This window comes from Sphingobium vermicomposti, assembly GCF_011762025.1.
GTDB classification, from domain to species: domain Bacteria; phylum Pseudomonadota; class Alphaproteobacteria; order Sphingomonadales; family Sphingomonadaceae; genus Sphingobium; species Sphingobium vermicomposti.
The window spans coordinates 897,462-910,368 of the sequence record NZ_JAASQR010000002.1 but is presented as its reverse complement, the minus strand read 5'-3'; the positions used below and the strand labels follow the sequence as shown (position 1 = coordinate 910,368).

Genomic DNA, 12,907 nt, shown 5'->3' with positions numbered 1-12,907 from the left:
CCCCCTGCTAATATTACCGGGGGCGCCGGGTCGTCATATCAGCCGGACGCGGCGATCCCCTGGGCGAGATAATGCCTGACAGCGGCAACCTGTTCCAAAGAGAATGAAGCAAGGGTTGATCGTGGGGGACCGACCAAAATGCCCGCGCCGCCCAACTCAATGGCCGCGGCGAACCCTTCTTCGTCGGTGACATCGTCGCCGATAAAGAGCGGCGTGCCACCCGCCATGGGGTCCCGCGCCATCAAGGCATGCACGGCGCTACCCTTGTCCGCGCCGCCGGGCCGCAGCTCGTAAAGCATCTTGCCGGGTTGTACGTGCAGGCCCAGCCGCTTCGCCAGCGATCGGGCGAGCTCTCCGGCATCCTCCCCCCATTGCGGCGCGCGGCGAAAATGCAGGCCAACACTGATCGATTTTCGTTCGACCAGCAGGCCCGGCTTTTCATGCGCAAAGGCGTTGAAGGCTGTTTCGGCTTCATCGACGGCGGCCTGGCGTGGTGGAGCTTCGACCTGCGCGCCCGGTTCGGCAAATTCCAAGCCGTGCGTCCCGGCGAGAAGGAAGTCGCCAAAGCCAAGGTCGCGCAACGTTTCGATGGAACGACCGCTGACGATGGCGACCCGACCGTCCAGCATGTCACGCAGTTGGGCGAGCAGGGCGATAAGGTCGCCGTCGACCACAACCCCGTCAGGCGTATCCGCTATGGGAGCAAGCGTCCCGTCAAAGTCGAGGAACAATGCCGCCCCGGCCAACAAGGCAACTGGCGGCACAGGCAGATCGGTGGGGGAGGGGGTGGATTCGGACACGCGCGCAAAGTGGCGCTCCCCGTCGAATGTGCAAGCCCTGAACCGCGCTTTGACATGATTTTTTCGGACGCATCGGCTTTCCGATTCCCGGCTGGGTCGGAAGCGGAACAAATCGGCGTTTGCCATCGCGGGCGGCGCTGCTATTCCGTTCGCGATGACCGATTTCCGCGACCCGTTCGACGCTATCAAGGACCATCCTTTCGACGACGCGCTGTCGGAACGCTATCTGGTCTATGCCCTTTCGACGATCACCGCCCGGTCGCTGCCCGACCTGCGCGATGGCCTGAAGCCGGTGCATCGCCGCCTGTTGTGGGCGATGCGGATGTTGCGGATGGAACCGGGCGGTGCTTCGCCCGATGTGCTGGTCGCCAATCCGGCGCGAAACACCACCAGTTACAAGAAGTGCGCGCGCGTCGTGGGCGACGTGATCGGCAAATATCACCCCCATGGCGATTCATCGGTCTATGACGCCATGGTGCGTCTGGCGCAGGATTTTTCGCTCCGCACCCCGCTGGTCGATGGGCAGGGTAATTTCGGCAATATCGATGGCGATAACGCCGCCGCCATGCGTTATACCGAAGCGCGACTGACACAGGCCGCCGCCGACCTGATGGCGGGGCTGGACGAAGGCACGGTCGATTTCCGTCCCACCTATAATGGCGAGGATGAAGAGCCGGAGGTTTTCCCCGGCCTTTTCCCGAACCTGCTGGCCAATGGCGCGAGCGGCATCGCCGTGGGCATGGCGACCAGCATCCCGCCGCACAATGTCGCAGAACTGATCGACGCCGCCGGCCTATTGATCGACAATCCAGACGCCGAACATCAAGAGTTGATGGCGATTGTGCGCGGCCCGGACTTTCCGACCGGCGGCGTGCTGGTGGACAACGCATCCATCATTTCGGAAGCCTATGCGACTGGGCGCGGCTCGTTCCGCACGCGCGCGCGTTGGCACAAGGAAGATGGCGGGCGGGGCACCTGGATCGCCGTGGTTACGCAAATCCCGTTCCAGGTGCAGAAATCCAAGCTGATCGAGCAGATCGCGGCCCTGATCAACGACAAGAAGCTGCCCATTCTGGCCGATGTGCGCGATGAAAGCGACGCGGAGATCCGCATCGTCATAGAACCGCGCGCGCGAACGGTGGACCCGGACGTGCTGATGGACAGCCTGTTCCGCCTGACCGACCTGGAAAATCGCTTTCCGCTGAACCTGAACGTACTGGACGGCACGCGCACCCCGCGCGTCCTGGGGCTGAAGCCGGTTCTGATCGAATGGCTGAAACATCAGGTCGACGTGATGGTGCGCCGCGCGCGCCATCGGCTGGACAAGATCGCGGCGCGGGTCGATCTGCTCGACGGCTACATCATCGCCTATCTGAACCTGGACCGGGTGATCGAGATCATCCGCACGGAGGATGAGCCCAAGACGGTCATGATTGCAGAGTTCCAGCTGACCGACCGGCAGGCGGAAGCTATCCTCAACATGCGGCTGCGGTCCCTGCGCAAGCTGGAAGAGATGGAGCTGCGGCGCGAACATGCTGAATTGCTGAAGGAACGAGACGAGCTGAACAAGCTGGTCGACAGCCCCACCCGGCAACGCACGCGGCTGAAAAAGGACCTGGCCGACCTGCGCAAACGCTATTCCCCTGAAACGGATATGGGCAAGCGCCGGACTTTGGTGGAGGAAGCCGCGCCAGCCCGCGAAATCCCGCTGGAGGCGATGATCGAGCGCGAACCGATCACCGTCGTCCTTTCCGAACGTGGCTGGATAAGGGCGCTCACTGGCCATCGCGACCTGGCATCGGCGGACACGCTGAAATTCAAGGAAGGCGACGGTCCGATGATCGCCTTTCACGCGCAGACGACGGACAAGCTGTTGCTGGCGACATCCGCCGGGCGCATTTTCACCCTGGGCGCGGACAGGTTGCCGGGCGGGCGCGGCTTTGGCGATCCCGTTCGGTCGCTGGTAGACATGGACGATCAGGGGCAGATCGTCGCGCTGCTGCCCGCGCGCAGGGGCGGTGAGCTGTTGCTGGCTGCATCGGACGGGCGCGGGTTCGTGGCCACCACGGCGGATATTATCGCCGAAACACGCAAGGGCAAGCAGGTGGTCAATGTCCGACCGGGCGCGCGGCTCTCCGTCGTCCGGCCCATCGCCGCCGATGCCGACAGCATCGCCATTGTCGGAGAGAATCGGAAGCTGCTGGTATTCCCGCTGGTTGAAATGCCCCGAATGGCACGGGGGCAAGGGGTGCAGATGCAGCGTTATCGTGACGGCGGCTTGTCCGATGCGGTGACGTTCCGCATGGCGGACGGCCTTAGCTGGGCAATGGGCGGCGACAGCGGCAGGACTCGCACGGAAAGCGACATGACGCCATGGCGCGTCGCGCGCGGGGCCGCCGGCCGGATGCCGCCCGTCGGCTTCCCCCGCGATAACCGATTTTGATCGGATGTAAAAAATGCAGACATCTGATTGAAATCAAGCATAGTATTTCCCGAATATTTACCATTTGTCGCTCTAAGGCGTGTCATGGAAATCGTTCCAGCGCGTATTGGGCCATCCGACAGCCCGATCGGCGACCCTCTTGAAGGGTTCACTCGCACGCGCCTGCCCGACATGGCTGAAAAGGAACAGTGGGTAGCGGCCATCCCGCAGGCCGCCGCGCTGATGTATTTTCGCGATGGTCAGCTGTCGCTGGTTGCGGTCAATGATTGTTTCTACCGCACCTTCCTTAAAACGCTCGACCTGTCTGCCAAGCCGCCGCACCATGAAGAATGGCGCAGGCGCATGGTAAAGATGGCCATGTCCGACCGCAGGGCCTCTGCTTTCGAACTGCGGCGTAATGGCGCGCTGGGTTGGGAATATTTTTCCTGCACCATCGGGCAATTGCCGTGGGTCCATGACGAAGGCCGCCTGATCCTGTTCACCGCGCTGGACCGCACGAACGACCGGGTCACCGAAAAGAATCTGCGCCGAGAATTGCTGTCCGACGGCCTTACCGCCTTGCCCAATCGGGCCGGTTTTGGTGAAGAGATTGAAGACCGCTTGGCCAACGGGCCGTGGCCGGAACATTCGCAGTTCGGGATCATCGCCATCGACCTTAGCCGGTTCAGCCGGGTCAACGAATCATTGGGTCCGATGGCGGGCGACGAGTTGTTGATCACCGTGGCGAAGCGGTTGAAGTCGAGCTTGCGGCAGGGCGATGTGCTGGCCCGCATCGGCGGCAATGACTTTGCCATATTCTCCAGGCTTAACAATGGCATGTCGGATTGCATTCATATCGTTCAGAGGGTCAAGGACGCGCTTGGCTCGCCGATTCGGTTGAGCGATGTGCAGATCCGGGTGGATTGCGCCATCGGTTGCGCCCTGTCCGTCAACCTGGACGATGACCCCGACGATGTCGTGCGCAAGGCACAAGCGGCGGTCAAGATCGCCAAGCGCAGCGGCAAGGTGGAAATTTATCGCAACGGCGTGCTCAAGGAGGCGCAGCGGCGCTTTTCGATCGAAAGCCGCCTGCGCACGGCCCTGGCCCAGGGCTGCCTGACGCTCGCATTCCAGCCGCTGATCCATCTGCCGACGGGTGAGGTCAACGGGTTTGAGGCGCTGGCCCGTTGGGAAGATCCCGACTTGGGCACGGTGTCGCCTGTCGAGTTCATCGCGGTGGCGGAAGAAAGCGGCCTCATCACCCAATTGGGCCGCTGGGCCGCCTATGAAGCGGCGCAGGCGCTTAGCCGTTGGGACGCCAAATTTGGGCAGCCGCTGCCTGTGGGCGTCAACATCAACCTTTCCCCGATCCAGATGGCGCGCGACGATGTGGCGTCGATGTTTGAGGAATCGCTCCGCTATTCAGGCGTCGCGGGCAATCGGCTGACGGCTGAAATCACTGAAAGCGCAATCATCGCCGACCCTGAAAAGGCGCGGAAGCTGTTGGTTGCTCTCAAGGACCTGCAAATGCTGATCGCCATGGACGATTTCGGCACCGGCTATTCCAACCTTGCCAGCCTGCACAGCCTGCCGATCGACATTTTGAAGATTGACCGCAGCTTTGTGTCATCCATGTTGGACGACAAAGACAAGGTCGCCATCGTGCGGACCATATTGTCCTTGGCAGAATCCCTGCATTTGCACGTGACCGCCGAAGGCATTGAAACACAGAAATTGGCCCATGCGTTGCAGACCATGGGCTGCGGCTATGGCCAGGGCTATTATTTCGCGCGGCCGATGCCTGAGGCCGAAGCCTATGACTATTGGCGCGCGCGCTGGAATTTCGAAACGGTCTGATCGGCGATCTCGGCCACGCGCCGGGCATCGGGGAAACCTTCCTCCACCCAGACGCGCTGCACTTCGCCCAACGCTGTGGCGACGTCGGGGCCAGGGGAGAGCCCCAGCGCAATGAGCGCGCCGCCGCCGATCGGAAGTTGCGGTGGGGTCCAGTCTTTCAGCGCGTCGATGTCTTCTATCGGACGGCGATGATCCAACAGCATCTGGTCGATCGCCCCTTCCACCCCGACGCGAAAGCCTATCGCACGCGGCGATGATGCGTCTGGCATTTCCAGCGCGAGCGTGATCCGCTTGCGCGCCTTTTTGGAAAGTTTCAGCCGGGCACCAACATTTTCCGCTTTCCGGGGATCGGGGGGTAGAAGCGCGGCGAGCCTGCGGAGAGGGGATACCGCGACCCCCGCTGCCTGTTCGCGCGGGATCAACGCCTTCAACCGCTCCAGCCCGCTTTGGTCGATTTCGGGCAGGACCGCCGCCAATATGCCGCCGTCGATCATCAGTTTGACGGAAGCGAGCGGTTGTTCGACGGCCAGCAGCTTCAGCAGTTCGTCCGCGATCCGCTCCCGCGACAAAGCCATCAGGCTGTTGGCGGCGGCGCGGCATGCGGCATAGGCGTCGGCATCCGGCTCATCCCGTCCGAACCGCGCGAGGAAACGGAAATAACGCAGGATCCGCAGATGATCTTCCGCGATCCGCTCGTCAGGCGCCCCTATGAAGCGGACGCGGTGCGCCTGCAAATCGGCAACCCCATCGAAAAAGTCCGTGACTTCGCGGCTGACCGGGTCGGCGTAGAGCGCGTTGATGGTGAAATCCCGGCGAGAAGCGTCCTCGCGCCAGTCGTCCGTATAGGCAATGGTGGCGCGACGGCCATCGGTGCTGACATCGCGGCGCAATGTCGTGATCTCGACCGGCCAACCGGCTATCACGGCAGTGACGGTGCCATGATCTATGCCGGTGGGAACGGCCTTGATCCCCGCTGCCTTCAATCTGTCGACGACCGCGGTCGGCTCCAGCGTCGTTGCGATGTCCAGGTCGCTGACGGGCAGGCCCAGCAGCCCGTCGCGCACCGCCCCGCCGACAAAGCGCGCATGTCCCGCTTGCGCTTCCAGCGCGGTGAGCAGGCCGTCCAGCCCCGGACGATGACGCCACTCAGCGTCAGGCAACAAGGCGGGCATGGCTCAGCCTCCGCGAAAGATTGACAAGGATGGCTGCGGTGATGCCCCAGATGCGACGTCCTTCCCACATAATCTCGTAATAATGACGTTCATCCCCTTGAGGACCAATTTGTTTCCTGATGCGATTGATGGGGTCGAGCGCGAAGGACAGTGGTATTTCGAACCAGTCGGCAACCTCATCGGCCTGGGGCGTCAGGATCAGGTCGGGCGGCACGACGCCCAGCACCGGGACGATGTCGAACCCGGTAAAGGTGTGGTAGCGATCGGATGTGCCGATGATGTCGACTAGATGCGGAGGCAGGCCAATTTCTTCCTGCGCTTCCCGCAGCGCCGCGGCCGTTTCATCCATATCGCCTTCATCCACCCGACCGCCGGGGAATGCGACCTGACCGGCATGTTTGCGCAGGGATGCGGATCGTTCGGTCAGGATCAGCCCGGGTTGGGCGCGATTGGTGATGGCGACCAGCACGGCTGCGGGTGCCAGCAATATGTCTTCGCGGATGCGCGGGTCGCGCGTGTCCGACAGCTTGATTCCGATGTCACGCGCATGTCCTTCGGCAAGGGCGGCGCGCAGCCGATCCGCCAGCATCATTGCGAGCCGTCCAGCGCGAAAAATGCGCCCCCGCTCCAAAGACCGACTGGATCAGCGCCTTCATCCAGCGCAAGGTTCATCAATTCATAATAGACGCTGCGGGAAACCAGCGCCTCCAACCCGCCGCGAACATGCAGATAGGGGTGGGGGCCGTCCGCCGTTTCGCGGATGTGGATCGCATTGTCGGGACCGGCGGTGACCAGGTCGCCGATATTCAGGCGAAAGGCCAGCGCACGGTCGCGTCCTTCGCCCTCGCTTTTGAGCTCGACGGCGAGGAAAGGGGCATCCTCCACCTCGATCGACAGCTTTTCGACGGGCGTCACCAGCACGAAGGAGCCGTCCGCTTCCCGCCGCAGGATGGTGGAAAACAGCCGCACCATCGCCTCACGTCCTATCGGCGACCCCTGATGAAACCATGTGCCGTCGCGAGCGATGCGCATTTCGCTGTCGCCGCAATGGTCGGGATTCCATTTCTCGACCGGCGGCAGACGCTTTTCTGCGAGCAGGCGGGCGATGTCGGTCAGCGAAAGGCTGGAAAGGTCAGGTGGCGGATCCATCGGCATGGCGTCGAGATAGGATCGTGCGCGCCCGAAGGCAAAAGGGAAATCAGGCGAGGGGTGCGCGCCGCGGTCCCAACATGCCTTCGCCCGTGACGGGATCGCCATTGACCGTCAGCGCCAGCAGGCGGCGCGGCTCATAGGGACCGGGGCAGTTCCAGCCAGCGGTGCCTTCAGCACGAAAGCCCCAGAAGCGGCCATAATATTCCGGGTCGCCGATCATCATCAGCGGCTCTGTCATGCGTTCGCGGGCAGCAGCGACCACCGCGTCCATCATGGCGCGGCCAATCCCTGTGCCCTGGAAATCGGGTGCAACGGCCACCGGACCGACCATGATCAGCGGCGTCTGCGTTCCGTCATCATGGGTCAGCGCGACAGGCCAGCATTGCAGCGACCCGGCAAGCTGGCCCTCATCCGTCAAGGTGGCGACGGAAAGGTCGGTCAGCCAGGGCATGTCGCCCCGGATCAGATAGGCGGTGCGTTGACGCCGGTCGGGGCCGAAAGCCGCGTCCAGCAGATGTTCGACATCCTGCGGCGGCACGTTGTTCAAGGGCACAATGCGAGACACGTCTTGCCGATCCGCCGTCAATGGCGCATGGACCGCGCCGGGAGCGGCGGCCTTAACGCCTGCTTCGGAAATTTAAAGTGCAAACTGGCGATCGCCCGCCGCAGGAAGACTATGAACAGCGCATTTGACGATTTTCTGACGCTGGAAGTCAATCATCTGGATGTGAATGTCCTGACGGGCATCTATTCGGAAGAAACCCATCTGCCGCAACCGCTGCGCATCTCCATTCGCGCGCGGCTGAAGATGGCGGATCATTATGCGCCCGATACGCCGCTGTCCCGGTCGAAAAACTATATGGACCTGAAACATGCGGCGACGGCTGCCTTGCCCGAAGGCCAGCATTTCACCCTGATTGAAGCGGTCGCCGACCATATCATCGACACGATATTCATGCAGGACGACAAGGTGCTGCATGTAGAGGTGAAGATCATCAAGCTGGCGCTGAGTGAGAAGGGTGAGGAAATCGGCATCACCCTGGGCCGTCCCCGGCGCTGATCTAGGCCTTGACCAGGCCGATGTCGCGCAGCCGCTCCATCAGATAATCATGCGCGGTGATTGGCGGGTCCCGCCGGGGATGCGCTTCGTCGGTGCATTGCGGCAGCGGTTCGATCAGGAAATCAGGCCGCAGGTGCAGGAAAAACGGCATGGAATAGCGGGAAACGCCCCGCCGTTCGGGCGGCGGGTTGACGACCCGATGGCTGGTTGAGGGAAGCCGATGGTTGGTCAGCCGTTGAAGCATGTCGCCCACATTGATCGCCAGCGCGCCCGGCGGCGGCACCACGGGTAGCCAGTTTCCGTCGCGGTCCTTAAGCTCCAGTCCGCCTTCCTCCGCACCCAGTAGCAGGGTGATGAGGTTGATATCCTCATGCGCGGCGGCACGAACGCCGGATGCGGCGGGGGAAACGGGCGGATAATGCAGCAGCCTCAGGATCGAATTGCCCTTGTCCGTCGCCTGATCGAACCAATGTTCGTCCAGCCCCAGATACAGCGCGATGGCCGACAATAAAGCGGCCCCGGCGCGCTCGAACTCGGCATAGAGGCGGATGAAGGCGGGGCGGAACTCCGCGATCTCAAGGGGCCAGACATTGGGAGGCATGGCGGCGGCGAGCGGATCCCCCGTGGGAAGGTCACGCCCTATATGCCAGAATTCCTTGAGGTCATTTTCGTCCGCATCCTTGGCTATTTCCCTGCCAAACGCCGTATAACCGCGCTGCCCGCCATTGGCGGCGGCGTCGTGACGCTGTTTTGCATCCAGCGGCAGGTCGAAAAAGCGACGGGACAACGCCCAGCACTGGTCGATCAACGCTTCATCCATGCCATGATCCCTGACCATCGCGAAGCCGAACCGCTGAAAAGAACGTCCCAGCGCCTGGGCGAAATCCGCCTTCGCCATATCCGCCATCGACAGGATGGGGACCTGTGCCGGTTCCGGCTGGGGCATGTTGTTCACTCCGATTGCCTGCGGTCATCCTTGATCGGCTCCGCAGGCTGATGCAATGAGGCGCGATGAACTACTGGCTGATGAAATCGGAACCCGATGTCTTTTCCTATGACGACCTGGTCGAAAAGGGGAAAGCGGAATGGGACGGCGTGCGCAATCATGCCGCCCAGCTCAACATGAAGGCCATGCGCAAGGGCGATCTTTCGATCTTTTACCATAGTAACATCGGCGTCGAAGCCGTTGGCGTCATGGAAATTGTGGAAGAAGCTGCGCCGGACAGCACGGACGACAGCGGCAAGTGGATCGCCGTGCATGTCGCGCCGAAGGAAAAATTGCCCAAGCCCGTGACATTGAAAACGATGAAGGCCGACCCTGCGCTTTCCGGCATGGTCATATTGCGTCAGTCGCGCCTGTCCGTGTCGCCCCTTACCGAAGCTGAATTCCGGCACATAGTGGCCCTGTCAAAAGCATAAGCATCAAAAGCATAAGCGCTGGCGGGCAATGCTGGTGCGGTGCAGCGAAACGGACGAGCCATCAAAAAAACGGGCGGCTTCCAACGGGAAGCCGCCCTTGTTGCATCAGCGGCAACGGCGCTTGCTGTCGATTTCCTTGCCCAGCAACGCGCCGCCAGCAGCGCCCAGAATCGTTCCAGTCGCCCGATCGCCCTCAGTATCGATCGTCCGGCCCAGCAGCGCGCCGCCCACGCCGCCGATGATCAGGCCGGTCGTGCCATCCGATTTCCGGCAATAGGTCCGTCCGTCCCGGCCGCGCCATTCCTTGTAGCGATGATGTTTGCGCGCATGTGCGCCATCGGTAGGCAGGGCCATGGAAACGGGGATCGCCATCGAAACGGCGGCAAGGGCAAGAACGGCTTTACGCATATATTCCTCCTGAGGATGCTTTGTTGATTTGAACCCCTTGATATTGGTTGAGGTTGCATGAACCTGCGGCAACAGCCTGAATCCATGGGAATGCCCGTCGTTATGCCGGGCTGATTTTCGGCTGCGACGAGATATCGCGAAATGCTAAAGTCAATCGACGCCGCGCCTTCCCGCCGCTAAGGGAGTCGCGATGATAAGAGGACGGTCGCTTTTCGCTCATGCAACATAAGCCTAAGCGCAGCCGGGCCATCGCTCTGCCCAACAGTGAATTTCGCGCGCGCGCCACGGAATATCTCGATTTCCTGGCGGCCTGGGTGAAAAAGCCCCGGCAGACGGCGTCTGTCGTGCCCAGCAGCCGGTTTCTTGCCCGGCTGATGGTTGCCCATATCGACCCGGACGATGGCCGGGTGATGGAGTTGGGCGGAGGAACGGGCGTGTTTACCCGCGCCATCCTGAAAACCGGGTTGCCGCCCGAAAAGCTGGAGGTGGTGGAAATCAACCCTGCCTTTGCGCGCGGGCTGCGGCGGCATTTCCCCGCCGTGTCCGTGCTGGAAACCCCGGCGCAGATCGTGTCCACGGTCGCCGCGGGGGAGGCGGGGCAGTATCAAACCATCGTCAGTGGCCTTCCGCTGCTGGCCATGGACCGCCATATGCATCGCGACATCCTGTCCGAAGCGTTCCGCATGTTGCGACCGGGCGGCGGGTTCATCCAGTTTACCTATTCGCCCCGCCCGCCAGTCAGCCGGGACGTGCTGGACCTGCTGGGCCTGGACGTCGCGCGGGTCGGGCAGACTGTGCGAAATTTCCCGCCCGCAACCGTTTTTCGTTTTTTCCGCACGACTGAATAGCCTTTCGGTTGTGTCACGGCTTTGGGTCCCTATCTTCGCCAGCAAGTAAAGGGGCTTATTCACGCATGGCGTCCATCATCACGGTATCGGGCCTGACGAAAACTTACGCGTCAGGCTTTCAGGCGCTCAAAGGCGTCGATCTGGAGATTGAGGAAGGGGAAATCTTCGCATTGCTGGGGCCGAATGGCGCGGGCAAGACGACGATGATTTCCATCATCTGCGGCAATATGCGGGCCAGTGGCGGGTCGGTGACCGTTGCCGGGCATGACATCGTCAAAAGCTATCGCGCGTCGCGATCAGCGATCGGCCTGGTGCCCCAGGAACTGCATACCGACGCGTTTGAGCGGGTGATCGATACGGTTCGCTTTTCCCGTGGCCTGTTCGGCAAGCCGCGCAACGACGCCTATGTCGAAAAAGTGCTGCGCGATCTGTCCTTGTGGGACAAGCGGAACAACAAGATGCTGGAACTGTCCGGCGGCATGAAGCGGCGCGTCATGATCGCCAAGGCGTTGAGCCACGAGCCAAGGGTGCTGTTCCTGGACGAACCCACGGCGGGCGTCGATGTTGAGCTTCGTCGCGACATGTGGAAGCTGATCGGCGAGTTGCGGGCGACCGGGGTCACCATCATCCTGACCACTCATTATATCGAAGAAGCCGAGGAAATGGCCGATCGGGTCGGGGTAATCGACAAGGGAGAACTGATCCTGGTCGAGGAAAAAGCCACCCTCATGAAAAAGCTGGGCCGCAAGACGCTGACCGTGTCGCTGGGCGAGCCGCTGCACGCCTTGCCAGCGGAACTGGGCGAATGGAACCTGTCCCTGAACGGCGATGGTTGCGAGATTGAATATGTGTTCGATACGCAGGCCAGCCGGACGGGTGTGTCATCGCTGCTGCGGCGGCTGGGCGACCTGGGCATCGGCTACAAGGATCTGAATACGCAGCAGAGCAGCCTGGAGGATATTTTCGTCAGCCTGGTCCATCAGGAGAAGGCGGCATGAGCCAGTTCAATCATCGCGCCATATGGGCGATCTACCGGTTCGAACTGCACCGGTTCAGCCGCACGCTGTTGACCGGCCTGTTGGTCCCGGTCATCACCACCTCGCTCTACTTCGTCGTATTCGGCGGCGCGATCGGGTCACGCATGACGCAGATTGACGGCGTCCCCTATGCGGCCTTCATCGTGCCCGGCCTCATCATGATGTCGATGTTCACGGAAAGCATCTTCAACGCCAGCTTCGGCATCTACATGCCCAAATTCAGCGGCACCATTTACGAACTTCTGTCCGCGCCCGTTTCTGCCGTCGAAACGGTGATCGCCTATGTGGGCGCGGCGGCGACGAAATCACTGGCCGTCGGCGTCATCATCCTGATCACGGCCCATTTGTTCGTCGATGTCCAGGTCGATAACCCCGTCGCCATGGCGGGCTTCATGATCCTGATCGCCATCAGTTTCAGCCTATTCGGCTTCATAATGGGCGTCTGGGCGCAGAGTTTCGAACAGTTGCAGGTCATTCCCATGCTGCTGATCATGCCCATGACCTTTTTGGGCGGGGCCTTTTATTCGATTCATATGCTGGCCGAACCGTGGCGGACGATCACGCTGTTCAATCCGATCGTCTACCTGATTTCCGGCTTTCGCTGGACCTTCTTTGGCCATGGCGACGTGGGAATCGAATATAGCCTGCTGTTCATCGGCGTGATGCTGATGGTGTGCTTGGTGGTGATCGGATGGATTTTCAGGACCGGATATCGGCTGAAGAAATGAGGGG

14 protein-coding genes are annotated in these 12,907 nt (G+C 61.7%); 7 read left to right on the top strand and 7 right to left on the bottom strand.

Translation table 11 applies throughout. The annotated features are described in order from the left end of the window. Window positions 1–38: 38 nt before the first annotated feature. Window positions 39–800 carry a trehalose-phosphatase gene (gene otsB, locus FHS54_RS09305; RefSeq protein WP_341785955.1) on the bottom strand — a complete coding sequence of 254 codons (762 nt, stop codon included), beginning with the start codon at window positions 798–800 and terminating at the stop codon, window positions 39–41. Between the two features lie 154 nt (window positions 801–954). On the opposite strand from otsB, the gene parC reads away from it, so the two are divergent. After that, the gene (gene parC / locus FHS54_RS09300) at window positions 955–3,243 is read left to right on the top strand and encodes a DNA topoisomerase IV subunit A (protein ID WP_167303493.1); all 2,289 of its coding nucleotides are present in this window, start codon (window positions 955–957) and stop codon (window positions 3,241–3,243) included. 84 nt (window positions 3,244–3,327) lie between these two features. Continuing rightward, window positions 3,328–5,079 (top strand): putative bifunctional diguanylate cyclase/phosphodiesterase, encoded by a 1,752-nt coding sequence (locus tag FHS54_RS09295; RefSeq protein WP_167303492.1) that lies wholly within the window; start codon window positions 3,328–3,330, stop codon window positions 5,077–5,079. Here the strand turns inward: FHS54_RS09295 and FHS54_RS09290 are convergent. From FHS54_RS09290 to FHS54_RS09275, 4 genes are read right to left on the bottom strand one after another with little or no spacing between them, the layout of a single operon-like run. After that, window positions 5,043–6,251 (bottom strand): CCA tRNA nucleotidyltransferase, encoded by a 1,209-nt coding sequence (locus FHS54_RS09290; protein ID WP_167303491.1) that lies wholly within the window; start codon window positions 6,249–6,251, stop codon window positions 5,043–5,045. The genes FHS54_RS09295 and FHS54_RS09290 overlap by 37 nt on opposite strands. Next, the gene (locus FHS54_RS09285; RefSeq protein WP_167303490.1) at window positions 6,232–6,843 is read right to left on the bottom strand and encodes a CoA pyrophosphatase; all 612 of its coding nucleotides are present in this window, start codon (window positions 6,841–6,843) and stop codon (window positions 6,232–6,234) included. The genes FHS54_RS09290 and FHS54_RS09285 overlap by 20 nt, the downstream gene beginning before the upstream one ends. After that, on the bottom strand, window positions 6,840–7,406 hold the full coding sequence (locus FHS54_RS09280) for a DUF1285 domain-containing protein (RefSeq protein WP_167303627.1): 567 nt from the start codon (window positions 7,404–7,406) through the stop codon (window positions 6,840–6,842). The genes FHS54_RS09285 and FHS54_RS09280 overlap by 4 nt, the downstream gene beginning before the upstream one ends. 43 nt (window positions 7,407–7,449) lie before the next feature. Further along, a complete protein-coding gene (locus FHS54_RS09275) occupies window positions 7,450–7,968 on the bottom strand; it encodes a GNAT family N-acetyltransferase (RefSeq protein WP_167303489.1) in 519 nt (172 codons plus the stop codon). Window positions 7,969–8,079: 111 nt separating this feature from the next. Here FHS54_RS09275 and FHS54_RS09270 point away from each other — a divergent pair, with 111 nt between their 5' ends. Further along, complete coding sequence (locus FHS54_RS09270; protein ID WP_167303488.1) at window positions 8,080–8,463, top strand: dihydroneopterin aldolase; 384 nt, start codon at window positions 8,080–8,082, stop codon at window positions 8,461–8,463. Between the two features lies 1 nt (window position 8,464). On the opposite strand, the gene FHS54_RS09265 is transcribed toward FHS54_RS09270, so the two are convergent. Next, the gene (locus tag FHS54_RS09265) at window positions 8,465–9,409 is read right to left on the bottom strand and encodes an isopenicillin N synthase family dioxygenase (protein ID WP_167303626.1); all 945 of its coding nucleotides are present in this window, start codon (window positions 9,407–9,409) and stop codon (window positions 8,465–8,467) included. 65 nt (window positions 9,410–9,474) lie between these two features. Here FHS54_RS09265 and FHS54_RS09260 point away from each other — a divergent pair, with 65 nt between their 5' ends. Next, the gene (locus FHS54_RS09260) at window positions 9,475–9,882 is read left to right on the top strand and encodes an EVE domain-containing protein (protein ID WP_167303487.1); all 408 of its coding nucleotides are present in this window, start codon (window positions 9,475–9,477) and stop codon (window positions 9,880–9,882) included. 105 nt (window positions 9,883–9,987) lie between these two features. Here the strand turns inward: FHS54_RS09260 and FHS54_RS09255 are convergent, their stop codons facing one another. Next, complete coding sequence (locus FHS54_RS09255) at window positions 9,988–10,290, bottom strand: glycine zipper 2TM domain-containing protein (RefSeq protein WP_167303486.1); 303 nt, start codon at window positions 10,288–10,290, stop codon at window positions 9,988–9,990. Between the two features lie 218 nt (window positions 10,291–10,508). Here FHS54_RS09255 and FHS54_RS09250 point away from each other — a divergent pair, with 218 nt between their 5' ends. From FHS54_RS09250 to FHS54_RS09240, 3 genes are all read left to right on the top strand, one after another. Further along, window positions 10,509–11,138: a class I SAM-dependent methyltransferase gene (locus FHS54_RS09250; RefSeq protein ID WP_167303485.1), complete on the top strand. Its 630-nt coding sequence runs from the start codon at window positions 10,509–10,511 to the stop codon at window positions 11,136–11,138. Between the two features lie 65 nt (window positions 11,139–11,203). Further along, complete coding sequence (locus FHS54_RS09245) at window positions 11,204–12,136, top strand: ABC transporter ATP-binding protein (protein WP_167303484.1); 933 nt, start codon at window positions 11,204–11,206, stop codon at window positions 12,134–12,136. Beyond that, window positions 12,133–12,903 carry an ABC transporter permease gene (locus tag FHS54_RS09240; protein ID WP_167303483.1) on the top strand — a complete coding sequence of 257 codons (771 nt, stop codon included), beginning with the start codon at window positions 12,133–12,135 and terminating at the stop codon, window positions 12,901–12,903. Before FHS54_RS09245 ends, FHS54_RS09240 begins: the two co-directional genes overlap by 4 nt. Window positions 12,904–12,907 lie beyond the last annotated feature (4 nt).